A 24,376-nucleotide genomic window follows, 5' to 3' on the forward strand; every position below is an offset into this window, starting at 1 on the left:
CAATTGTCTTGCACGGGCGAAGCATCCGGGCAATAAATTATCAATTTTAATCACAATTTTCTTGTACGGGCGAAGCATTCGGGCGATAAATTATCAATTTTGATCACAATTTTCTTGTACGGGCGAAGCATTCGGGCGATAAATTATCAATTTTGATCACAGGTTATTTTCCGAATGCCTGTCTGCCGACAGGCAGGCTTCGCCCCTACGACTCGTGAATTCTTAATTTTCTTGATTTGAGTTTTGTCTTGTTTCCTTGATTTGACGTAACTGTTGAATCAACTTTTGAGCAGATTCAGTAGATAAAGCAGATTTATCATCACTAACTACAGATGTTGGTGATGAACTAGGAATAACAACAGCTTGATTATTAGACTGATTTTTGTCTATTTGTGGATCAGATACTGTTTGATCATCTGGGCTTGGTGAGGGCTTTAACTGTTCAATCTTCTGGGGAATTTTCCTATCGCCATTATTTGTAAATCTGAGTTGGAAAGGATAAGAACTAATGCGTTTCTCACCTTTAGGTGGATTAGCGTTGAAAAATTCCCTAGTTTTGGATTGTAGTTCAGGAGATACTGATCCATCTTGAAACTTGATATCTAAGACCTTACCATCAGGAGCTACAACCAATCGACCCAAAACAGTACCTTCCATCCCGGGTTGATTTGTCGAGATAGTTTCACGGATAACTGCTTGTTCCTTAACATTGGGGTATGCTTCCCGAATCGTTGTTCTCAGGGTGTTATAAGAGTCGAGCTTGGCCAGTAACTGTTCCCGTTTCTGACCTTGAGAATCAAACTCGCTTCCAGTTGTTACTTGGGTTTGTTGCTGAGTGGAAGTTGCTGAAGATGGGATCACGATTGCTGCTGCCCGTAATTGATCTTGACCTTGTAGAGATGGTTCAGCAGCAAGATCAGAAGCAGAATTAGCAGCAATTTGAACTGGGTTATCTCCTAACTGAATTTTTTGTGGTTCAGTAACACCCTGTGGTGTTGCCGTAGAGCCAATATCAATAGCATCAGGAGATGGGTTAATTAGCGGTTCACTAGGTAATTTATTATCTGCCTCAAGTTGTGGCAAACGGTTGATATTCAGTGGTTGGGTTTCTTTAATTTTGGCATCTATATCATCCACAAAAGGAGAGGATGAAGGAGAGGATGAAGGAGAGGATGAAGGAGAGAATGTATTTCTGCTGATGCGGAAATTAGAAACTTGAGTTCTAAAATCGTTTCTAGCAAATCTTTGGATAGGCTGCCTTTTGGGCAAGTAAGAAAGATTATAGTTGGCCGATGATGTAGGGATCGGTGGCAGTACCGACTGGCTAGGTAAAGGAGCTTGGATAGCTGGTTCTACAGGTGGGATGATAACTTTTTCCTCACCAAAGTTAATTAAAGGAATTCCCGGTTGTTGTGGCAGTTGGGGTTGTAAAGCCACCTGGGATGGTGCTGTTTGAGGCAATCGGTTTTGATCAGCCGAACTCAATTCCATTAATCCGACTGCTTTTGTAGAATCAGCTGCTGTGGGTTGACCAGAATCAACAGGCATTAATGGCACAATCAAGGCAATAGCACCGTGAATACCAAGAGAGGCTATAGCTGCTATTCCAGTGGGTTGGCTGAATATTTCTGGTATATTTTTCAGGATGGATGCGTAAGACATAGCTGTTATCGTTCACTCGGCTCGGTTGCAATTTACTAGTCGAATCAGGCAGAAGGCTGTAACAGTTATAACACCAGAGAAAATCAGCTTTTTTTCATTGCTAGATACAGCCATTTCTGCCATGCTTTACTAGGGATTTTATCTTTTAAATTATATTGCCATTTTTAGAGATTGGGTTCTCTCACTAACAAATAATAACTTCCTATTTTGGCATTGAAAACAGGAACATTCAAGCCAAAGCAGGTAACAGGTTTTTGCTACTCGTGAGTCGGTTCTATTAAAGTTCAATTACCAAAAGTTCAATTACCAGATGCTTCCGTAGCAGACAGTTGAGAGAATTTAGCGGTGGGTACTTCTTCCACTTCTGGTAACTTTTCTAAAGCCAAGGCTGTAGACTGACTAGCACCAGATAAACGTTTTAACAGATTTGGTCGGGAATCATACAACAGGTAAATAATGCGATCGCCTATTTCCCAACTTTGATTAACTGACATTACCTGTAGGCGCTCTTCCCTTTCCATCAATAGCGGTACTAACACCCCAGTCCTAATCTTTTCCTGTATATGCTCCTGCTGACTGGAAAATTCAGCCTCATTCAAAGTAGTTGTTCCCAATTTTACCCGACCATTACTTAAATATTCATTCCAGGTTTTCACAGGTAAGTCAGAGACAAAAGCTTGATTCACTCTGCTATTGCTGCTGTTCACCGAGCCAGAAGCTTGGGGATCACGGGGAAATACTGCTAAAACACGGGGTGGATTAAACTCCTCTGCTGCCCGTTGTGCTAACACAAAATTCACTTCCCCGTTATTAGTCATTGCCAAAAAAGTACCCCTTGAAGCAATGCCAGCTTCTTCCAATACTTCTGCATCTAGCGCACTACTAGCAATCACGCGCAGATTTTGAGCTTCAGCTTGAGCAAAATATTGGGAGTCAGTGTCAATAATGATCACACTTTCTCCTCGTTCCTGGAAGAACCTGGCAATCAATAAACTCAAAGGATTACAACCCACTATTACTGCCCCAGTCGCATCTTTAGAAGTGATGCGTAACCATTTCACCAGCCACCCAGCTGTTAACCCTTGACAAAAAACAGTCATGATAATTGTCAAGAACACCAAAGCTTTAATCGCATCACCACCATTAACACCGCGTTGTGTCAGGGAAATTGCAAATAAAGATGCCACAGAAGCAGAAACTATGCCTCTGGGCGCAACCCAACCTAAAAACAATTTCTGTCGCCAATTCAGATTACTGTTCCAAGTACACAATAAAATGTTGATCGGGCGCACCACGAACATCAATACCAAAACAGTGAATAAACTACCCCAACCCAAGGCCAACACACTGGCAATAGATAAATCAGCGGCTAGGAGAATAAACAGTACAGAAACACTGAGAATTGTTAGCTGATTTTTAAAGCTGCGTAACAGGCGTTCTTCAGGCACTGATGAGTTAGCAAATACCGCACCAGCTACAACTGTAGTCATAATTCCTGACTCACTGCGAATAGTTTGCGCTAAGGTAAACAAACCCCACAGTCCTGCCAACACCATTAGGTTTTTCAGTTCAAAAGAGAGAAAATTGGCGCGTTTGAAAATCCAACTCATCAAAAAACCACCAACACCGCCAATCATTGCGCCTACACTTAAACGCAAGATTAAACCCATAATGGCTTTAATAGGGTCAGGATCACCATTCAAAATAGTATCTAGAACCACGTAGGCTAAAATAGCTCCCACCGGGTCAATTAAAACCCCTTCCCCTTCCAGCAGCGTTGCCACTTGTCGGTCTACGTTGATTTGTTTGATCAGTGGACCAATGACTGTAGGACCTGTGACAACGACTATGGAAGCATAGAGAAAAGCTATATTCCAGGGAAATTCTCCTAGCCAGTGCGCCGCCATACTGCCACCAAGCAGTGTGATCAAGGTTCCCAAGGTGACCAGCAGTTGCAAACTGACGGAAACCCTGCCCATCTCCCGCAGATCCAATTTCAGTCCGCCTTCAAACAAAATAATTGCCGTCGCTAGGGAAACAATTACTTCTAGTCCTGTTCCTAGCAGATGGGGATGTAATAACCCAATGCCATCAGCACCCAAGAGAATGCCTAACAAAAGTAATAAGACGATGCTGGGCAGCTTAAAATATGCAGCCATCACTTGGGCGCTGATACCTGCAAGAACTGTGAACACCATCTGTAGGGTGATTTGAAAAGATGCTTCCATGTTGTAGATTTTGAGGAATTAATTTCAAAATCCGTTAATTAACCTTTGTCGAGAATCATCAATATTAACATTAACTTTACAGGTACAACTGCACATCCATCTTGAAAACAATAGGATATTTTTTCATGCTTAGTTGTCCATATTACATCTTTTTTCAGGATTTGGCGACCGTAATCAATAGGCTGTTGGCAGCAGGAGGCAGGAGAGTGTCAAAATTTTATATTTTTGTACTTGCTTTGGTTTTTTGTGCCGACTGACTTACCTGATGAAATGGGATGTTTGCAAGCCAATAACACGATAACAAGTTTTTGGGCAGGTTGTTGCGTTCTTGAGGGGAGGGATGAAAAACGATTCCAGCGGCTCCTGCCTTCTCCACTCCTCGATTTCCATGAATTTTAGATGCCGAAAAAAAATTTTAGAAAAAGGTGTTGACATCCTCTGGGAAATAGAGTAGATTATTAAAAGTGAAGTCCGATGCCCCCATCGTCTAGAGGCCTAGGACACCTCCCTTTCACGGAGGTAACGGGGATTCGAATTCCCCTGGGGGTACTAAAACATAAAACATCAAAAAGTAGGGAAAAAATTTTATTTAGCGGATGCTGAATTAAGGTCAAAATATTACAAGAAAAGGGTTTTAGCCTTTTAAATTTTCAAAAAGTGCAAAGTTTATTGAGGGTTTGCTGAATAAACTGAAAATCACGATGAATAAAGAGTTTGAGGGTGATCACAAAGAAAATAGGTGCAAGGTTTTGAAAACTATGAGTAGGAAAACCTTGCACTTTGTTGGTTTTTACCTCGTTTCCAAATACAAAAAACTCCTTGATATCCTTGAACTCCTGACTCCTTGATAGCGAAGCGTGGCGTTAGCCATTCTCCTTAATCTTCACGGAAAGACTTTTTCAGCATCCCCTACTTAACTCATTAGCTCTTTGGCGAATTGCTATGAGGTTTAGTTGTAGGTCTTTGCTGAGACGTTTTTCAATAATTGCTATTGGCATTGTTAGCTTTGTCCAAACTTGAATTGTGTAGCAGAGGTTAGTACCTTGACTTGTACCAACGGTATAAGGTTCTAAGCTCCAGCAACCGGAAAAACCTTTGAAGTCTCCTTCTACCATTTGGAAGTTGATGAGTTTGGGAAAGATTTCTTCTAGATCCAAAACCACACGCGCACAAAACTTGAAATTGAGCAAACGCTGAGATCCTATCTGTTCTAGACGTATACCTCCATTGGGATGCTCTAACAAACAACTTTTGGCGAGATTAGGGATAAATTGAGGTAAGGCTTCATAGTCTGTGAGAATTTTCCAGACTTTTTCGATGGAGTGGGGAATTTGAACCTGGGCGGTAATTTGCCGCTGTCGTTCTGCTAATTTCTCCACTTGGATGATGACTGGATCAATATCCAAGTTGGTTTCTAGAGCATTGTCATCAATGAGGTTGGGGGAATCAAGTCCCGCTGTTTTGTTTTCTGTAGTCACTGTTGAGAATGTGAATGAGTTGCTGAGGAAAACTGAGGTAGTGTGAGGGTAAAACAAATTTCGCTCAACTGAGAGTTGTCAATAGGGTTACTCTCAACAGCGATCGCTCCCTGTAAATAAAGATATAAGCTGCTTCCGATACAAAAAAGCTAACTAATGCTAACAAAAGTTGGCTACGAGAAAGTATCTTCACCTACTAGCTCCGATACTTTCTCCTGGTGGTTGTGGCTTGCTTAATATTTGGTAATTAACCAATACAAACTTTGTTCCAGCACTATGATCATAACTGGTAAGCAACCTGGACTATAATTTGCTATGGAGCCAAACTCTCAGCACTTAGAGGAACCATGTCGCCATTCTTTGTCAGTCCTAATAACATTGGCTGTTGAGCTTCAATTAACTTACCTGTGAGGACACAACGTTCATCTTGCTGGGCTGTAGCCGCTATACTCGCTCGAATGTCAGCACGGGAAAATCGGGGTTTCCACTCACCTGATTTTTGCTGCACATAATTCCAGAGAACATTTCTAATCAAAGCTTGATATCCTTGATTGCCTGCTATCTCTTTCAGTTTATCTTTCAGTTCGCGTTCTAAACGGATGCTGGTAACTTCCATGTCGGTGGTTGAGGTGCGTGCGATGGTATGCATTTGATTTTTTCTCCTGATAGATATGGACAAGATAGTAATACAAGTGTAGTATGTTTAAAGGAATGTTCAATAGATAAAATTTTTTTGAGGTGAATTTTTTTGTGAAATTCATTTACCCCATTTCCAGTCCCTTCCATCCCAGCAACTGTCAGGCCAGTTGGGAAATTGTTGTTGTGGAAGTGGAGTATTTATTTATGGCCGATGGTAGTCAGCATCCAAGGCAAAACACAGAGAGTAATTATGATTTTAGATATATCAACTTTGATCTGCTGAATATTAAACCACTATTAGAGATAACAAGCGGGAGGTACAGGGAAAATGTTGTACCGGAATAAGACCAGAAAAGTATCAGGTCAATTTTAGCCCCCGCTGCCGATATAGGTAAAGCGGGGGTTTTTAATCAGTAATTGGTGACTAATGACTAAGAGTGTTCCAAACAATATTCCAAACAATAAATGATCCAAATGATCCAAAAGCTGTCATTACCCTGTGGAAAGGGTAAACCTAAGCAATGATAATTGGGCATTTTTTTAGTTGGAATACTCTAATGACTAATGACAGATTTGCAAGCAAACCTGGAATAACAGGAGAGCATAAGGAATGCTGAAATTAAATTATACCGAAAGAAGCTTTTATTTAGAGTGTATCACGCTGTCACTGGAAGAATGGGTGGCGCAAAGAGTGATTTTGGCGCTGCGAATCGGTCAAACGCTACATTTTGAACCTAGCACGGCTTCCTTTTTGCTACCTGTAGATTTACCAGGAGTAGAAAGGCTCAAGGCTGAGGCACAACGAAATGACGGTGACATTATAGCTCTGTCTACCTGTGATGCTGAGTATTTGGAAATCACCTTGCGGGGTTCTTGGTTATCAGATGGTGCGGAAGAAGCCCAGGGTGTGTTTATAACGACAATGAGCGATCGCACTGAGTTCTTTTTACATAAACTTTGGCAAGAAGCTCAAGTTTGTGCATCTGTTTTAAGTGATTAAATTAGGCAGGGAATAGGGAATAGGGAGGAAAATTTTAGATTTTAGATTTTAGATTGGAGATAACAAAAACAATCCCTGCGGGTTCAGCAGTTGCTCATGGGGGAAACCCCCAAGACCGCACTGCTTCACCAAAATCCAAAATCCAAAATCCAAAATCAATAACTCCTGACTCCTGCTATATTATTGTTCCATTTCTAATAATTCGGGAACGCAGTGAGATTTTCTATCTCCAGATAGATTTTGATGAGCTTTTTAGTGCAAAATTCAACCTAATTCTCTCGTAAGATTGATGAAAATGCTCTGACAGTCAATTAATCTGAAACCAGAAAGAAAATAGAAAAATAGAGTGGAAGAATATAAAAATGAAGATTCTTGATTTTGCTAAATCTAGATGGAAATTAGCATCGAGATTGATAGTATTAGCTTTTGCTTGTACCTTCATATTTTTATTCAATGCTTTTCCTGCTTTAGCTATCAGTAGTTATCAAAGTGAACCAACAGAAGGAACGACACAATTATTAGAAACTCAACGCAAAACTGATGAAGCTGCTAAAAAACCACCCATAGGAATGAAAGAATCTCAAGAAAAAACTAGGAGAGGACTTAACGAGGTTCAAGGAGCAGCTGATATTGAAAAAATGAAGCGTCCTGAAAATACCGAAAGTGGGACTACTTCAGTAGAACAGGAAGTAGAAAGTTTTTTGGAAAAAATTACAGGCAGCAAGCAATAATTCATAATTCATAATTCATAATTCATAATTCATAATTATGATTTTTCGGTTTTGAATTGGTTTTATTGGGTTGATGTGGATAATGTCGATATTTTGAGAACTTATTAAGTAAGTAGTTAATAGTTGAAAGGCAAATAATGAGCATGAATACAATCAATATTGGATTGACAGAAGAACAACGTCGCGGTGTGGTGGATTTGTTAAATCAAGATTTGGCAGATGCTTATGTGCTGGTAGTAAAAACTAAAAAATATCACTGGGATGTTGTTGGTCCTCAGTTCCGCACACTGCATGAATTGTGGGAAGAACAGTATGAAGAAATTACAGAAAATATTGATGAAATAGCAGAAAGAATTAGAACTTTGGGTGGTTATCCCATTGGTACAATGGAAGGTTTTCTCAATATTGCTACTCTCAAAGAACATAGCGGAGAAATTCCTACAGCAACAGGAATGGTAAATCAATTAGTGGAAGATCATGAGCAGATTATTCGTAATTTAAGAAATCATGTAGATCGTTGTAGTGAAGAATTTCATGATCAAGTTTCCGCCGACTTTTTAACTGATTTGATGGAAGAACATGAAGAAATGGCTTGGATCCTACGTTCATTTATTGAAGGACAAGCATTAGAACCAAATGCCAAACAACAACCAACAGAAACTAAAGTTCCGGTGGGTGTTTAGTTAAGAATTTGCCACACAATTTTCAACACAAAGAGAAGATAAATTAAAAGGAGTAAACAAGTGCCAGAAGGATATCAAGCAGAGCGTACCATCTCAGCTGTATTTAAAGAACAAAAGCAAATTAATGATGTAATTCGTCGTTTACTAAATAGAGGTGTACCGAAAGATCATATTTCAGTGATGGGGAGAAATTTCCAGTCAGAAACGCGAATTTCTGGTTTTATTACCAAGCGCGATGTGATTTTAGGAGGTTTGAGAACAGGGGCAATTTTTGGATCTTTGTTTGGTTCTTTCCTCAGCTTACTTACAGGTGTAGGAGTATTGTTTATTCCTTTTGTCGGACCAATTGTGGCAGCAGGACCTATTGGTGCGGTGTTGCTGGGTGCTGCGAGTGGCGCGATCGCTGGTAGTGCTGGCGCTGGCTTGGTATCGGTTTTTACGGCTATGGGAATGCCAGAAGATAAAGCAGCGGTTTATCAAACTCGTTTACAAGCGGGAGAGTTTTTATTAATGGTAGAAATTCCGAGCGATCGCAGCGGTGAATTTCAATTAATATTAGAAAGTTCTGGTGGTGAAGAAATGCACACCATTGGTAAAACACTTACCCATCCTTGTCCGGGTCCTTGTAACAGTCCAGAAGATTTATCTCCTGAAGTTCGCGCTCATTTATCAGCAGAATCACAACAATTGTTCATTCAGCACTATAACACTGTACTTGATGAAACCAACGATGAATTTACCGCTGAACAATCTGCTTGGGATGCGGTTCATCAACAATTTGATGAAGATGAAAATGGTGTGTGGTCAAAACAAAAAGTTGGTGTTTAATTTCTTTTATTTCCATAACGAGTAATAGGTAATGGGGTAAAACTCATTACCTTTTTATCATTGACTAAATTTTATTTGCTAATATCTCGTAACTAAGGATTCAATCATCTTAAACTCATCCATTAATGACTGGTATGACCACTAACTAAGCCCCAAATAAAAATGGCGATCATTGCCCCAATAATAGCCACAATTATACCGGGTATGCTCAAGGTTGCGGCTGTAAATTGTAATGTTCCTGTTTCCAATAAAGTAACTAAAGTTCCACCTATTAAAGCACCAATAATTCCTAATACCATTGTGGCTAAAATTCCGCCACCTTGACGACCAGGATAAATAGCTTTAGCGATAGCTCCGGCGATCAGACCCAGAATTATCCAAGCAATAATATTCATAGTTTATTCCATGAAAATTTCCATCTATAGATTAGTAATTTTATCTACTCATTAAGTCTATCAAAAGAGAGATTTAATTAATTGATAATTGATAATTGATAATTAATAATTCATGACTTATAGTTTGTGGGTAATTGTATTTTTTGTGAATAATTAAATCAAATAAATCAAATAAATCAAATAAATCAAATAAATATTGTGGGGTGGGCATACTTCGACATAGTTCGACTGCGCTCACTAACCGTAGTTCGACTCCGCTCACTAACCGTAGTTCGACTGCGCTCACTAACCGTAGTTCGACTCCGCTCACTAACCGTAGTTCGACTCCGCTCACTAACCGTAGTTCGACTCCGCTCACTAACCGTAGTTCGACTCCGCTCACTAACCGTAGTTCGACTCCGCTCACTAACCACTCAGTACAAGTCTTGCCCGCCAATCGTGTACCTCATGACAAAGGAAAGTGCTGTATTGAAATTGGTATTTAATTGGCATACATTGAGAAAATTCGTTTGCATATCAGGGCTAATGCAACTGTAATCATCATAATTAATGTAATTTTACCACCTGGTATCAATGATTGATAAATACCATCTGTTAACTTTTGTTTTTCTCGTTGTTGCCAACTCATAATTGCCGGAATAATTCCTCCTAAAATCGAAACACTAAATATTCCCGTATAGTCTAGAGCAGTAAAAAATATGCTGGGGTTTATTGTTCCTAAACTCATGGGTGGAAATAGCACAAGTGAGAAAATAGGAAACCGAGAAATTTGATTTTTTGTCATCCGAGAAATGTCTTGAAAGAAATCGACTAAACCGTAAACAAAACCAATAAATGAGGTGATAATTGCGAACTCTGAAAAAACAGTTAAAACTAATCCTAAAATTTCTCCTGCTTCTCCTGAAAGCAAAATTTGTAAGGGATCAAAAACACTGCCACTTTGTGAATTATTCTGGAGGATATCAGGACTAACGCTGCCTAAAATAACAGCATTCCAAGCCAAAAACATCATCAAAGGAATGCCAGAACCGATAATAATTGATTTCCTGATTTTGGTGATATCGCCTTCTAGTTGTGTCACCACTACAGGCACAACGTTATGATAAAAAAGAGCTACACAAATCACAGAAACTGCACCACCGACAGCTTGCCAATTTTGAAAGAGAAATTGTGAGCTTTTTACTTGTCCTGATCCTAGCAGCAATAATCCAAGAAAAGAAGTAATGACAATTGCCACAAAGGCACTATTTAATTTCTGAATAAATCTTTCTTTTCCTAAATAGAGAATGCCACCAAATAACAATGTAAAAGTTGTTGTTCCTATCCAGTTAGGTAAAATATTTTCTAACCCAACTATTTTAGTTAATGTCGATAATAAAATATCTCCACCTTTACTGATATACGCCACTAAAAGGGCGTAGTGCTTAAACAAATATGCACCACCAGCAATTCTAGATCCTGTTTTTCCCAATGTCTTTTCTACAGTTGCCAAAAAACCTATGCTAGTCATGCCTTCTGCACCCATAATATTTAAGGTTACTTCGGCAATTAATAAACCGGAAAATAAGGTGTATAACCAAACTGCAATAATGACAATTGTAGAGGGTAAAATACCCGATGGTAAAGTTACCGCAGGTAGGGCAAGAATACCAGCCCCAACAGTAGTTCCAGCTATCAAAGCAGTGCTTCCTAAAACGCTACCTGGTTGATGATTTAATTTATTACCATCAAATTCCAGGTGAGAAAATAATCTGGTGACTTGCTTTTGTTCTGATTTGAGAACTTGATTCATGGGTTTTTGCTTAGATATCTGCCCAAAGCGGCAAGAAAATATTACTTGATATTACTTGATATCAGTAATTTTAGCAAAAATCTCTGATTTCCGCTAATTCCTCGTTTTTCTCGTTCCCATACAGAGTATAAGAATGAATTACAGCAGTTTTCATGTCTTTAGACCACATATTGACGCGAAACCTAAATCAAAATGTGTTTTATTTACCTGAAAATAGCTGTATTAAAAGCTCTGCCTTTATGGGATAGCAGAGTCAGAGACTCTGTGATGGCATTCCCAGTTAGAAACTGGGAACGAAATAACGAGATAAAGGGGAGGTTTTAAACTTTGAATGAAAAAATTGTCAATTGTCAATTGTCAATTGTCAATTATCAATTGATAACTGATGTTTTAAACAAACCGCTTTGTAAACTCATACATTAAATCTACTCTTCCTTTACGTAACATAGCGGGATCTAATCTTTCTGTAGTATTGCAAGTCATCAAAACCACTAAATGCTGCTTCATTTGTACACCAGATTCATCAATTACACTTTGGTACAAAGTCCCATCTAACAAGGCTAAAATATGTTCAGTTTTGTTGTTATATTGGGCTACTTCTGAAGCTCTATCTTGAGCTAAGTTATCAGCTTCGTTGATGATGATACAAATTTTCTCTAAATAGTTGGGTGGCACAAAGTTAGTAATAGCATCATGATCCAAAATAAAGATGACATAACCTAAAGGTACTAAAATTTCCTTGGCTACTGATTGTGTCCATGCTGTTTTTCCTGTACCTGGTTCTCCATGTACCACAATTGCTAATTGATTTTGATTGAGAATAGCTTGCTGCACTGAATCAGTAAAATCTTGAATTTCTTGGGGAAATGTGCGAATGGGAAATTGATTATGAACTTTACCGACACGGCTTTGATATCCACTTAACATCACTGCTAAATCATAAGTGGCTTTATTGATTAATGGTGCTAAATTTTTTGACATTAAAGTATATTGTCTGCGTCCCCGATCATAGGGGTCAATTTGTAACCAAATATCGTGTTGAGACCAGTAAGCATAAACGGTATTGACGACATCTAACCGTTCCCAACTAACAAATTTTTCGACGGGAAAATAGAAATCTCTTTCTGCATAATATTGGGTGATAATATCAGGACGTTCCAATAAACGTAGAACGCGCAAAACAGTAATTTCTTGCAATAAATTCAGTACATAATCAATAGGAATGCTGTTACGGCTGACAAATTGCAAAATGGGTGTTTCTGTACTTAAAACGTCTTTGTAACGATAATCTGGTGTGAGTGCATCGGGTGTGACGAAGTTCCAAAATTTCTGAAATTCACTACGAGTATAGTCAGAAGCTAAATTTAATATATTTGCCCACCAGGTATAATCTTTTCTGGCTAAAGCGTCTGCATAAAAACTGACTAGATTAATACTTCTTTGTGTTAACTCTTGAGTATCATTTAATATTAGTTGTTGGAAATAGTCCCAATCAAAATCACGCTGAAATGGTCGCCAACCACTAGCTAGTAGGTTGTGACGATTGTTGTTCGCGGAACTACTATCATTATTTCGGAAATAGTCAAAATCCATAGGAGTCAGTAGTCAGTAGTGAGGATTAGAGGCGTTCCGGTGGAACGTCTGTACAGGAGTCAAACCTAGTTGATATTTGATTCTTGTTACATAATTAGTCTGGTATATCTTACAATGTAACTTTATACTACATAAATATAGCCACGTCAAGCATTATGCTTAAAATTGTTCAGTTTGAGCAAGTATCATATCACTTCTTTACAAACCTACAAAATACCATCGCAATTCAAGTAATATTTCTAGCAATGTTTATCGTCTGCTGTATTTAGGAAATTTCTCAATTGATGGGGGTATATAGCAATTTCGCATATATTGACAGCAAAATAAATCACTGAAGTCATAAATTTAACAGTTTATTTTCATACTGGATAGGATGTTTAATGCAACTAGTGTAATTTAATTTTTTGCTTATAGATATGTCAATAGTGATACTAAAGTAAATAACTATGCCTTTTTTCTCTACAAAGTTATTGTGAACTTATGAGGAAAATATTCTGTAATTTTGCATATAATCAAGGGGTGTCTACTAAAGCTATTCAGATTGAGTTGTTCTTTCCTGTTGAATGTGGGTAAGGATAATCAACTGAGTGGCAGCAAAACACTAGCTAATCTTGAATCAGCACGTCTTATGGTTTGTGGGATTATCGCCTAGTTTGACTATCAAGACGATAAAGCCCAATTTAATCTTCTGGAGACTAGATGTATCTGACACATTCATTCATGAGTGATGAAAAGAAGCAAAACTCTCAGCCGCCTTTGATTTTGGTAGTAGAAGATCATGATGATAGTCTATTACTACTTAGTTATACTTTGGAGTTACTAGGGTGTAGATTTATTTGTCAAAATGACAGTTACACTACACTCTTAGTAGCAAAAGAATATCAGCCAGACTTGATTTTGTTGGATATTCTGTTACCTGGGTTGAATGGTCTAGATGTTGTGCGATATTTAAAGCAAGATCCATTAACTCGCCACATTCCTGTTGTTGCTGTTACGGCTTTAGCTGGCAGGGAACAGCAAGAACGTATCCTGGGAGCAGGTTTTGACGACTATCTCAGTAAACCCTATATGCTGGAGGATTTAGAGGCAATTATTCGTCGTTTTCTTGATCACAAATTTGAGCCTTTTTCTCCGTTTGAACAATGCAGGTAAATAGAATCAAAATTTTTATGACTTCAAAATTTTTATGACTAATCTTTGCTGTCACAGGGTTTTATTTCTGACTCCTGACTCCTGACTCCTGACTCCTAAAAAATTAAGTTTCCTTTGGCAGTTTGATTTTGAATATACTACCTTTACTTAATTCTGATAAAAGTTCGATTTCTCCACCATGCGCTTCTATGATTCTTTGTGATAAATGCAGTCCTAAACCACTACCTGATCTTTTATTTCTCCCTTGACGAAATCGCTCAAAAATTGTTGCTTGATCTTCTGGTGCAATGCCATAACCAGTATCTTCAATTTCAATTACTACTTCACCTTGATGTGTTTTGGTGGGGCAAGTTTTCAAAATGCGAATTTCTACACCGCCTGTATCTGTAAACTTGATTGCGTTACCAATTAAGTTATTCAACACTCGGCGTAGTTCTAATCTATCACCTAAGACAATTCCTCCATGATTTTCTACCTGGTTTAACTCATGGGTATCTAATTTGAGAGTTAAGTTTTTCTCAACAGCAAGGGGAGTTAGTTCACTGATGACTTCTTCAGATATTTCTGTTAAGTCGCATTTTTCCAAATTTAAGGTCTTTTTACCTGCCTCGAAGCGATAAACTTCTAGTAAGGTATTGACCATCTCCATTAAATTTTGGTTACTGCGAATCATCACAGCGATCGCTTGTTTCATTTCTGGAGAAATTTTACAAAAAGTCTCCTGTTGAAACAAAGCTAACATTCGATCAGCTGCTACTAAAGGTGTGCGTAAATCATGAGTCAGACGCGAAACAAAATCTTCTCGCTGATGGGTCATTTTTTGTTGTTCATCAATACTATGCTTCAGTCGCAATAGCGATCGCACTCTGGCTAATAATTCATCAGTATCAAATGGTTTGCGAATAAAATCATCAGCACCCGCATCTAACCCTTCAACTACACTAGATTCATGAAAAGCTGTGATTAACAAAATTGGAATATAACCCAGATCAGGATTATCGCGAATTCTCCGTGTTACTTCATAACCATCCATCCCTGGCATCATCACATCTAGTAAAATCAGATCCGGTGGAGATTGTGCCACTTTTTGTAAAGCAGTTGCTCCATCTGATACTAAATCAATTTCATAACCCTCACTCTCTAAGAGTGTTTGTACTAAAATTAAATTATCTCTTGTATCATCAACGGCGAGGATACGATCAACCTTATCACTTTTGACAAAAGACATAGTTTATGTTTACAACTTTTTGGTCATTAATCTAAATTAATCTACTCTGGAATCTACACTTGGGAATTTACATGGAAGTTGACAGTAATTTAAAGTTTCAGATCAGGATATCCTAGCGAAACTTTATTGAATTGAAATGGTAGGTGAGGTAGATTTTGCTGAGAATAATAAATTCCATCATCACTACCGACATTCCAACTATAATTATCTCTAGTATTATCTCCCGCATGAGGTGATAATGAGATTTGACGTGGCAATTCAATTTTAAATACCGAACCCACTCCTAATTGACTTTCTAGAAATATTTTACCTCCCATCATTTGTACCAATGAATCAATAATTGCTAAACCCAGTCCAGTTCCTGGATATTTACGACTAATACCTTGATCTACTTGTCGAAATGCCTCAAAAATATGTTGATAATCTTGAGGGGAAATACCAATTCCTGTGTCTTTAATACTAATTGATAATTGATTTCTGGGAATTTCTTTCACTTCTACTTTAATGCTTCCATACTCTGTAAATTTAACCGCATTGGAGAGCAGGTTAATTAAAATCTGATGTACGCGCACCGGATCATTAAATACCAAAGTATTTTCTAATTCTATTTCCACTAACAAAGATAACTTTTTTGCTTCCGCTAAAGAACGAATTTCACCTACAGTATTATTAACTATCTTTGATAAGTCACATATTTCCGGTTTTAGTTCTAATTTACCAGCCTCCAATTTAGAAAAGTCCAAAACTTCATTCAATAACATCAGTAAATGCTTACCATTATTGAGGATACGCTCTACCATATCAGCTTGCTGATTGGTAAGTTGACCAAATTTAGGACGTAACAGTATTTGCGAAAAACCAATGATGGCATTCATTGGTGTTCGTAACTCATGAGATATGGTAGCTAAAAATTGTGATTTAAGTCGTGATGCTTCCAAAAATCTCAAATTTTGTAATTGAATTTGTTGCCTTTGTCTCTCCAATTCTTGGTTCTTCCGAATCAGTTGTTCATTACTTTCTTTAAGTTGTTGATATGCCAAATCTGCTTTCATTTCTGCCCGATATAACCGCATCGTGTTTCGCAAAACCAATACCAAATGTTCTGAATTTAGTTGAGATCTAATCAGATAATCTGTAGCACCAGCTTGCAATAAATCAACAGCAATTTTTTCCTCTCCTTGAGCGGTGAGAATAACTAAAGGAACTTTGATTTCACAAGAGCGCAGCTTGTGAATTAAAGTGAAGCTATCTTGGTTTGGTAAGCAATAATCGAGAAAAACGCAGTCAAAATTAGTATTTTGGAGAGCAGAAAGGGCATTATTACCGTCGCTGACTTCACACAGTTCCATATAAACATCAGCTTTTGTCAGGGCTAGACGGACTGCCATGCGATCTACTTCATCATCATCTACAACCAAAATTTTCAGCGTCTCTTCCATTAGTTTTTATTTTCGCTGTCCAAAAGAGATTGAAGTACAGCATTTCTATTTTCAGATAGTAAGCATTCAGCTAAAACTGCTTTTTCAACTGATTTTCCAGGATGTTTAGGGGAGACTGATACTAAAATCAATTTCCTAATTCCTTGCTACAAATGCTCATAAATCCCAGATAATAGGTGATTACTGATTACTGACTGCTGAATACTGACTTCCAATACAGCAGCAGTCAGAACTAAAATGCTGTTAGTTCCAGGCTTTGTCAATCTCATTGTTTACTTTATTTACCTACAAGAAGCTGTATATAACTACAGAATTGACAATTTTTGTGTATCTCACAAAACGCTATTGAGTAACTCAGGTATTTTACACAATATCTAATTAATATTCTTTACATTCAATTTATCTTCCTCCACTTTTAGTAGTTTTAATTTGTTATGTTTTTAGCTGGTTGCAGAATCAAGTATTTGATTTTTTCTGCCATTTTTTTTTGATTGTGTTGAATCTCCTGGTTATAACTCTAACAAACGGAAAATTGCTCTCGTTTAATAAAAAATAATTTAAAAACAATTGGCAATTATCCAGATGAAAGTGATTCTCTATGAAATCTGGCAGAGTCGAGAGAAAGTAAAATCAAATACTTTATCCATCTCAACACAATTGTAAATGAGTCAATGATTTACCGTCCTCACCCATTAGTGAGAGTTGCATACAAACATTGTGTACCATCAGCTTGAGCAGTTTTACTCACTTGAACAGTAGTTAGTCTTGATTCGTGAGTGATTAATCATTCAATATTAAAAAGCTGTAAGTGCATATCTTGCTATTGCCACATAAGCGCGAATCATTAGTTTTAAGCTCTTGCCCTCGTTCATAGATAGAAAATTTTAAATTATCTGATGTTGTATGTGATGTTGGCGGAGCCTGTGGTCGGTACTATGATAGATGATGAAGTTACCAGTTGGTCATTCTGTTGATCATCTCTTGATACAGCACTTCCCAGTCTAATACTGTACCTCAAAACAAAGGAATCTGCTGTAAGTTTATGTCGCAAGAATCTTGTGCTAGGATAAAAATGTGAACCTCCTGCATTCAGCAGGCTATATACAAGGCTTTAAACTTGAATTTGACAGAATAACTAGAGTCAGATGTAATACATTTTCTGATCAGAGTCAGTAAAAATCACCCCCGATTAATGTCTCATTAGTTACTACTTAAAAAAACTGATCTGGTGTCAAAAAAGTAAGATCTCAAGTTTAGCACAAGCATTGTTGACAGAGTTGATGAGAAGAAAAAGACAAATTTATAACATTTAACCAACTCGTCAAGGTGAGGTAAAAGTATTCAAGGAGATTGGTAGAACTTAAAATTCAAGAAAAAATGAGAATAAGGAAGGTACAGTCATAACAAATAGGTTGGTTGTCTGATTTTCCATTCGTTTCAATATTTCATATTTTCCAAAAAAATAGCCATATACCCGTAGCTAGATTTTTACTTCTATCCCAGATAAAATAAGTGAAATTTATTATTTCTGTCGATGGATGCAACCAGGTCAAAATATCATCTATCTTTAGTTTGGGAAAATTAGATCCAAATTAGATCCAAATTATCCAAAACTTGCATTCATTGTAAGAATTCAGGAGTCAGGAGTCGTAGATGCGAAGCATTCGGGCGACCAATTATCAATTTTATGCAAAGGCTATTTTCCTGTAAGGGCGAAGCATTCGGGCGATAAATTATCAATTTTGATCACAGGTTATTTTCCGAATGCTTCGCCCCTACTTCGCCCGTACAGGAGTCAGGAGTCAGGGGTTAGAATATTTGTGTGCAGCAGGAATCCAGATGAGCAAGTTTGTTTATCAGTTTGTTCATCAATTATCAAGCATGACTCGAAAACTCTCATTCATTCTGAATCCTGTATTCTGTCTCCTCAATCCTTACCAGTCAAATTAAGTTCAAATTAAGTTCAAGTTAAGTTCAAATTAAGTTCAAATTAAGTTCAAAGCAGCAGTCAGATATATAGTTGGGTGTAACAATGAATGAGATTAGCATTCTTTTAATTGAAGATCATGATTTAACCCGGATGGGGTTAAGGGCTGCATTGCAGTCACACGGAGGGTTAAGGGTGATAGGTGAAGCGGCAAATGCCAGCCAAGGATTAAAACTTTTGGAAACTGCCAAGCCAGATGTAGCAGTAGTGGATATTGGTTTACCAGATATGGATGGAATTGAACTCACCCGCAAGTTTAAACGCCATCAAGCAGAAACTGGGCAAAATAATACAAAAATTTTAATTTTGACAATGGATCATACAGAAGATGCCGTCTTAGCTGCTTTTGCGGCGGGTGCAGATTCTTATTACATGAAAGAGACAAGTATTAACAAATTAACTGAAGCCATACAAGCTACTTATGCTGGTAACTCTTGGATTGATCCAGCGATCGCCAATGTGGTACTCAAAAAAATGCGCTCAAGTTTACCAGGAGAAAGTCTCACATCTGATAAACCAAAGACTGTAAAAATTGAGGCTTTAGCTACAGAATATGAACAAGTTCTGGAAACCTATCCTTTAACTCAGCGGGAACTGGAAATTTTAGAATTAATTGTTGCTGGTTGCAGTAACGGTCAAATTGCAGAAAAACTGTATATTACTGTGGGAACAGTAAAAACTCATGTTCGCAATATTTTGAATAAACTTTGCGCTGATGACAGAACCCAAGCCGCAGTTCGCGCTTTACGTTCTGGGTTAGTAGGTTAATAGGTGACAGGTGACCAGAAATTTTAGATTTTAGATTTTAGATTTTAGATTACAGAACTTGGTATAGAGCCTGGTTCTTCAGGACGGAAAAATACTCGCTGCGCTGCGTACGCTTCGCTAACGTAAATTCCAAATCCAAAATTTCGAGCTTTCACACTTGAGGTTGGAGTCAATCCAAAATCCAAAATCGTAAATCCAAAATTGAGTGACTGGTGACTGGGGAAGAAGTGATAGAGGTTAAGTTAAACGTTCTTGCAAACATTCGGCAATACGTTTGGCAGCACCAGGTAAACCCATTCTTTTAACTCCATTTTCAGAAATTTCGTGTAAAAGATCGGGATTTTGTAGCAGGGACTGTGTTACTTGGACAACTTTTGCTGGTTGGTCTACTAAAATTAGAGATGATCCTAGAAGACGACTTTGGGCTTCTGCAAAAGCAGGATTATATTGAGGACCTTTACCGGGAATAGCGATCGCTGGTTTGCCTAAACCAATAAATTGTTCTGTTGCTGTACCTGCCATTGCGATCGCTAAATCCCCCAAATGTAAACAATCATTATAAGCTTGTTGAGTGAGAATAAGATAAGCATTTTTTTGTTTAAAAAACAAAGCATTAGCATCAGCGAGTTTAACTGGAGATTGATCGCATTTTTGCCAACCTGGAATTTTTAAAGTTTGAGTAAAAATATTGCCATCTAAACCGGGAGCGATCGCACCTAAAAACACCATCTCTCGCTCCCGGAAACTCTCAATCAAAGCTGATACAGCGATCATCATCACTTCCCAATTATCATAAGCCTCACCTGCACGAGAACCGGGAAGCAAAGTCACAACCAAAGGACGAACAATCTCTTGTTGTTCAAAACTATCATGATCAAATCTAGAAGTGCCAAAAGAAGGTTCTAAACCATCCATCATAGGATTTCCCACATCAAAAGCTGTAATAGGCCACTTTCTTAAAATTTCCGTTGTCAGCGCATCTCTAGGAAACACCGCCCGACAAAGACGACGACTCATCAACCACCTTTCCCAAGGATGATAAATAGAACCTGAAAAATTTTCCCAACGTGCCGATTTTGACTTTCTGGGTAATAAACCCAACTCATCCCGCACATAATATTCAGATTTTGCCGTTCCCACAAAAGCATAATTAGCACCGCTGATAGCTGCAAACAAAAGTGGTACAATATCCCCCACAGCTAAAATCGCCTTTTGATTATCTAACTTTGTTTGCGAACTTACCCAACCACGCACCGCTTGAATCTGCTTCCAAGTCAGTTGTACCAAACCACCCTGGACATCTCGCATCAGTTGACGACTATCCATATAAATAAAACCACCAGAAGGCATAGTCTTAACTTCACCAATACAAGGCACATTTAAATTTTGGTAAGCACGACCTTCACCCACTATGGGTAAAGCAAAAATATCAGGAGGAGAAGATAACTGTTGCAGTTCCTTAATGATCCGTGCAGCAATGATATCTTCACCATGACCATTACTTAAAACCAGTAACTGTAAACGAGAACTTTTATCTGGAGACTGCTTCAATAAAGGTAATTGAGATAAATCACGCATAGAATTTTGGATTTTAGATTTTAGATTTTAGATTTTAGATAGGGGCTTGCAATTTGTCATCATCAAGCCTGATAATGAATAATACCAATTACCAAAACAACCAAAACACCTGTACCCAGATCCTCGACTTCTCAAAGAAGCCGGGGATCTTTTTAGATTTTGGATTTTAGATTTTAGATTTTAGATTTTAGATTTTGGATTTTAGATTGGGTCTTGCAATTTGTCATCATCAAGCCTGATAATAAATAATACCAATTACCAAAACAACCAAAACACCTGTACCCAGATCCTCGACTTCTCAAAGAAGCCGGGGATCTTTATTCTCAGCGATCGCCTAACACCGTCAGCTTTTGTAGTAGCATAGTAGTAGCAAAAATCTAACCAGAAACAAAAAATTACAAATTTGGTCTCTTAATCCATAAGTATCTACAGCAAAGATTATCATTAATTATGCGAGTTTCTTCTGCGGCAATTTTTACCTTAGCTACTTTAGCTGTTAGTAATGCCACTCAGCAAGCCAAGGCTGCACCGACTCAAAACACAAATCAAGAGCATAAAACCGCAACAACAGATGTGGTAATAGTGCCTGATGTAGAAACTCAAACAGCACAGGTAGAAACCTTAACAGCACCAGAAACTACTTATGCCATAGAATTTAGCTCTCAACCGATATCGCAACCAGTAGTTGTACGGACAAATATCAATAATTATATTAATAATAATAATAACAACAATAACAACTTAATTACAGATGCTAATTTAGTAGTTACCGCCACCAATGTCCAGATCATAGGCGCTAATGCAGAATTAGAGCAAATCATTCGTAAAGTTATTAAAACCCAAACTGGAGGAGGAACTAGTCAAACCCAACTTCAACAGGATGTAGCCGCAATTTTAGACACTGGTTTATTTGCTAATGCCACAGTTAACAGTAGCAATACATCCGCTGGTGTAAATGTAGTTTATCAAGTGCAACCAATAGTTGTACAAGCATTACAATTAACTGGTGCAAAAGTTCTTACTTATCAAGTAGCCTTAGAAAATTTCCAAAATCAGATTGGTAAAGATATCAGTCCAGCAGCACTTCAGAACATAGTACAGCAAATTAACCAATGGTATAAAGATAACGGTTATACCCTAGCCAGAGTATTATCAATTCAACCGAACCGTCAAGGTATCCTCACAGTCAATGTAGCAGAAGGTTTAGTAGGTGATATCAAATTTCGGTTTTTGAGCGAAGAAGGCGAAAAATTTGATCAAAATGGTAATCCCATCAAAGGACGTAGTAAAGCAGATTTTATCAGACAGCAACTCAAACTACAACCCGGAAAAGTATTTGCAGAAGATTTAGCGCGGCAAGATATCCAAACTTTATATAAATTAGGTTTATTTCAAAGCGTCAATGTTGCATTTGAAGGAGACGCAAAAAAACTAGATTTAATCTATGAACTGCAAGAAGTAGGAGCGCGTTCTGTTAACCTGGGAGGTGGATATAATGCTGATGATGGGATATCAGTGATTGTTAGTTATAGAGATCAAAATGTTGGTGGTGTGAATGATACCTTGTCTGCAAATGTGGAACTAAACAGACAGGATGTACTGTTTAATACTAATTTTAACAGTCCTTATCGAGAAACCAACCCTGAACGTTTGGGTTATAACATCAAAACCTTCCGTAGAAGACAAATTTCCGATACCTTTGACGATAAGATCAAACTGCCGAATGGTGATAAAGTGCGGGAAGGGAAAATAGGCGCTAGTGTGAGTTTGCAACAAGAAATAGATGGTTGGGATGCTGCTGTAGGTCTGAATTATACTCGTGTTACTATCCGCGATCGCTCTGGAAATATTACCCCCAGAGATGCTAACAATAACCAATTATCCTTGAGTGATACTGGTGTGGATGACCTAGCTACCGTATCATTTACAGCCACCAAAGACAAGCGGGATAACCCAGTGCAACCAACTGAAGGTTCAATTCTCACATTCAGCACCGAACAATCTATACCTGTAGGTAATGGACAGATTACCATGAATCGGCTACGGGGCAACTATAGTCAATTTATGCCCGTAAATTTATTTAACAGCACAAAACCCCAAGTATTTGCTTTAAACCTGCAAGCTGGTACTGTAGTGGGTGACTTACCACCTTATGAAACTTTTAACTTGGGTGGTTCTAACTCAGTGCGTGGTTATGATGGTGGTAAAGTAGGAAGTGGTCGTAGTTATGTGTTAGCTTCTGCTGAATATCGTTTTCCGATCTTCCCTATTGCTGGGGGTGTGATATTTGCTGATTTTGCTACTGATTTAGGTTCTGGTGATACAGTGATTGGAGAACCAGCTAATGTGAGAAATAAACCTGGTAGTGGTTTTGGTTATGGTGCGGGTGTACGCGTTGATTCGCCTTTAGGTTTAATTCGTGCTGATTTGGGAATTAATGATCAAGGTGAAAGTCGGGTGCATATTGGTATTGGTCAGAAGTTTTAAATTAGGGTATGGTGTGTTAAATTTATAAGTAATGAACCACCTTCTGCGAAGCAGTTCCCGAAGGGTAGAAGCAAAGGACACGAAGGGAGGAGGTTTAGAGAGATTTTCCGTAGGTTTTGATTAATTAGGGTAAAATTATAACAGTGTGTTGGTTTTGAGTCTATGCGTCAATGTCTTAATCCTGACTGTCTTTTTCCTAATCCTGATAATTTTCAATATTGTCAAAAGTGCGGTAATAAGTTACTTTTGCGGGAAAGATATGCACCTCAATCAATTTTAGGTCAAGGTGGTTTTGGGAGAACATTTTTAGCTATTGATGAGGATAAACCATCAAAACCTTTTTGTGTAATTAAACAATTTTTACCCCAAGCACAGGGAACGGATAGTATTGAAAAAGCATCTCAGTTATTTGCACAGGAAGCACAACGTTTAGAGGAGTTAGGTAAGCATCCGCAAATACCTGAGTTAATGGCTTATTTTACATCCGATAATCGTCAATATTTAGTACAGGAATTTGTTAAAGGTGCAACTCTACAAACTGAGTTAGATAAAAATGGGGTTTTTTCGGAACAGCAAATTAAAAAGTTATTAATAGAAGTTTTGCAAATATTAGATTTTGTTCATAGTAAACAAGTAATTCATCGAGATATTAAACCAGAAAATATTATTTTGAGTAGTGAAAATAAGTTATTTTTAGTAGATTTTGGG

At 38.0% G+C, this 24,376-nt stretch carries 21 protein-coding genes and 1 tRNA gene; 10 read left to right on the forward strand and 12 right to left on the reverse strand.

What is annotated here, in order from left to right; translation table 11 throughout:
- Positions 1–222: 222 nt before the first annotated feature.
- Complete coding sequence (locus PN497_RS17350) at positions 223–1,662, reverse strand: hypothetical protein (protein WP_096568363.1); 1,440 nt, start codon at positions 1,660–1,662, stop codon at positions 223–225.
- 299 nt (positions 1,663–1,961) lie between these two features.
- Positions 1,962–3,890: a cation:proton antiporter gene (locus PN497_RS17355; RefSeq protein ID WP_096568366.1), complete on the reverse strand. Its 1,929-nt coding sequence runs from the start codon at positions 3,888–3,890 to the stop codon at positions 1,962–1,964.
- 476 nt (positions 3,891–4,366) lie between these two features.
- Between PN497_RS17355 and PN497_RS17360 the strand changes: the two genes are divergently transcribed.
- Positions 4,367–4,439 (forward strand) — tRNA-Glu (locus tag PN497_RS17360).
- 350 nt (positions 4,440–4,789) lie between these two features.
- Here PN497_RS17360 and PN497_RS17365 read toward each other — a convergent pair.
- The 3 genes from PN497_RS17365 to PN497_RS17375 form a co-directional block, all read right to left on the reverse strand.
- Positions 4,790–5,368, reverse strand: a complete 579-nt coding sequence (locus PN497_RS17365; protein ID WP_096568369.1) for an SRPBCC family protein — start codon at positions 5,366–5,368, stop codon at positions 4,790–4,792.
- Positions 5,369–5,432: 64 nt separating this feature from the next.
- Positions 5,433–5,561 (reverse strand): hypothetical protein, encoded by a 129-nt coding sequence (locus PN497_RS17370; protein ID WP_272110723.1) that lies wholly within the window; start codon positions 5,559–5,561, stop codon positions 5,433–5,435.
- 120 nt (positions 5,562–5,681) lie between these two features.
- Complete coding sequence (locus tag PN497_RS17375; RefSeq protein ID WP_096568371.1) at positions 5,682–6,017, reverse strand: hypothetical protein; 336 nt, start codon at positions 6,015–6,017, stop codon at positions 5,682–5,684.
- A 101-nt stretch (positions 6,018–6,118) separates the two neighbouring features.
- Between PN497_RS17375 and PN497_RS17380 the strand changes: the two genes are divergently transcribed.
- From PN497_RS17380 to PN497_RS17400, 5 genes are all read left to right on the forward strand, one after another.
- Positions 6,119–6,352: a hypothetical protein gene (locus PN497_RS17380; protein WP_236104119.1), complete on the forward strand. Its 234-nt coding sequence runs from the start codon at positions 6,119–6,121 to the stop codon at positions 6,350–6,352.
- 265 nt (positions 6,353–6,617) lie between these two features.
- Entirely contained in the window at positions 6,618–7,007 is a 390-nt protein-coding gene (locus tag PN497_RS17385; protein WP_096568377.1) for an alr0857 family protein, read from the forward strand.
- Between the two features lie 362 nt (positions 7,008–7,369).
- Positions 7,370–7,738 (forward strand): hypothetical protein, encoded by a 369-nt coding sequence (locus PN497_RS17390; protein ID WP_096568380.1) that lies wholly within the window; start codon positions 7,370–7,372, stop codon positions 7,736–7,738.
- A gap of 143 nt (positions 7,739–7,881) precedes the next feature.
- On the forward strand, positions 7,882–8,421 hold the full coding sequence (locus PN497_RS17395; protein ID WP_096568383.1) for a Dps family protein: 540 nt from the start codon (positions 7,882–7,884) through the stop codon (positions 8,419–8,421).
- Positions 8,422–8,481: 60 nt separating this feature from the next.
- On the forward strand, positions 8,482–9,249 hold the full coding sequence (locus PN497_RS17400) for a ChaB family protein (protein WP_096568385.1): 768 nt from the start codon (positions 8,482–8,484) through the stop codon (positions 9,247–9,249).
- 122 nt (positions 9,250–9,371) lie between these two features.
- Here PN497_RS17400 and PN497_RS17405 read toward each other — a convergent pair whose 3' ends face one another.
- From PN497_RS17405 to PN497_RS17420, 4 genes are all read right to left on the reverse strand, one after another.
- On the reverse strand, positions 9,372–9,644 hold the full coding sequence (locus PN497_RS17405; RefSeq protein WP_096568388.1) for a GlsB/YeaQ/YmgE family stress response membrane protein: 273 nt from the start codon (positions 9,642–9,644) through the stop codon (positions 9,372–9,374).
- Between the two features lie 73 nt (positions 9,645–9,717).
- Complete coding sequence (locus PN497_RS17410) at positions 9,718–10,080, reverse strand: hypothetical protein (protein WP_272110724.1); 363 nt, start codon at positions 10,078–10,080, stop codon at positions 9,718–9,720.
- Positions 10,081–10,125: 45 nt separating this feature from the next.
- Positions 10,126–11,436 (reverse strand): amino acid permease, encoded by a 1,311-nt coding sequence (locus tag PN497_RS17415; protein ID WP_096568391.1) that lies wholly within the window; start codon positions 11,434–11,436, stop codon positions 10,126–10,128.
- A 390-nt stretch (positions 11,437–11,826) separates the two neighbouring features.
- Positions 11,827–13,029 (reverse strand): AAA family ATPase, encoded by a 1,203-nt coding sequence (locus PN497_RS17420; protein ID WP_096568393.1) that lies wholly within the window; start codon positions 13,027–13,029, stop codon positions 11,827–11,829.
- Positions 13,030–13,728: 699 nt separating this feature from the next.
- Here PN497_RS17420 and PN497_RS17425 point away from each other — a divergent pair.
- Positions 13,729–14,181 carry a response regulator gene (locus PN497_RS17425; protein WP_096568395.1) on the forward strand — a complete coding sequence of 151 codons (453 nt, stop codon included), beginning with the start codon at positions 13,729–13,731 and terminating at the stop codon, positions 14,179–14,181.
- 103 nt (positions 14,182–14,284) lie between these two features.
- Here PN497_RS17425 and PN497_RS17430 read toward each other — a convergent pair whose 3' ends face one another.
- A complete protein-coding gene (locus PN497_RS17430) occupies positions 14,285–15,409 on the reverse strand; it encodes a hybrid sensor histidine kinase/response regulator (RefSeq protein ID WP_096568399.1) in 1,125 nt (374 codons plus the stop codon).
- Positions 15,410–15,498: 89 nt separating this feature from the next.
- Positions 15,499–16,848: an ATP-binding response regulator gene (locus PN497_RS17435; RefSeq protein ID WP_096568404.1), complete on the reverse strand. Its 1,350-nt coding sequence runs from the start codon at positions 16,846–16,848 to the stop codon at positions 15,499–15,501.
- A 2,032-nt stretch (positions 16,849–18,880) separates the two neighbouring features.
- On the opposite strand from PN497_RS17435, the gene PN497_RS17440 reads away from it, so the two are divergent.
- Complete coding sequence (locus PN497_RS17440; RefSeq protein WP_096568407.1) at positions 18,881–19,603, forward strand: response regulator transcription factor; 723 nt, start codon at positions 18,881–18,883, stop codon at positions 19,601–19,603.
- A gap of 237 nt (positions 19,604–19,840) precedes the next feature.
- On the opposite strand, the gene PN497_RS17445 is transcribed toward PN497_RS17440, so the two are convergent.
- Positions 19,841–21,181 carry a lipid-A-disaccharide synthase-related protein gene (locus PN497_RS17445; protein WP_096568410.1) on the reverse strand — a complete coding sequence of 447 codons (1,341 nt, stop codon included), beginning with the start codon at positions 21,179–21,181 and terminating at the stop codon, positions 19,841–19,843.
- 450 nt (positions 21,182–21,631) lie between these two features.
- Between PN497_RS17445 and PN497_RS17450 the strand changes: the two genes are divergently transcribed.
- The gene (locus PN497_RS17450; protein WP_096568413.1) at positions 21,632–23,668 is read left to right on the forward strand and encodes a BamA/TamA family outer membrane protein; all 2,037 of its coding nucleotides are present in this window, start codon (positions 21,632–21,634) and stop codon (positions 23,666–23,668) included.
- A 162-nt stretch (positions 23,669–23,830) separates the two neighbouring features.
- Positions 23,831–24,376: serine/threonine-protein kinase (locus PN497_RS17455; protein WP_272110725.1), on the forward strand; the 546-nt coding region annotated here is incomplete at its 3' end.

The organism is Sphaerospermopsis kisseleviana CS-549, assembly GCF_028329225.1.
GTDB classification, from domain to species: Bacteria; Cyanobacteriota; Cyanobacteriia; order Cyanobacteriales; family Nostocaceae; genus Sphaerospermopsis; species Sphaerospermopsis kisseleviana.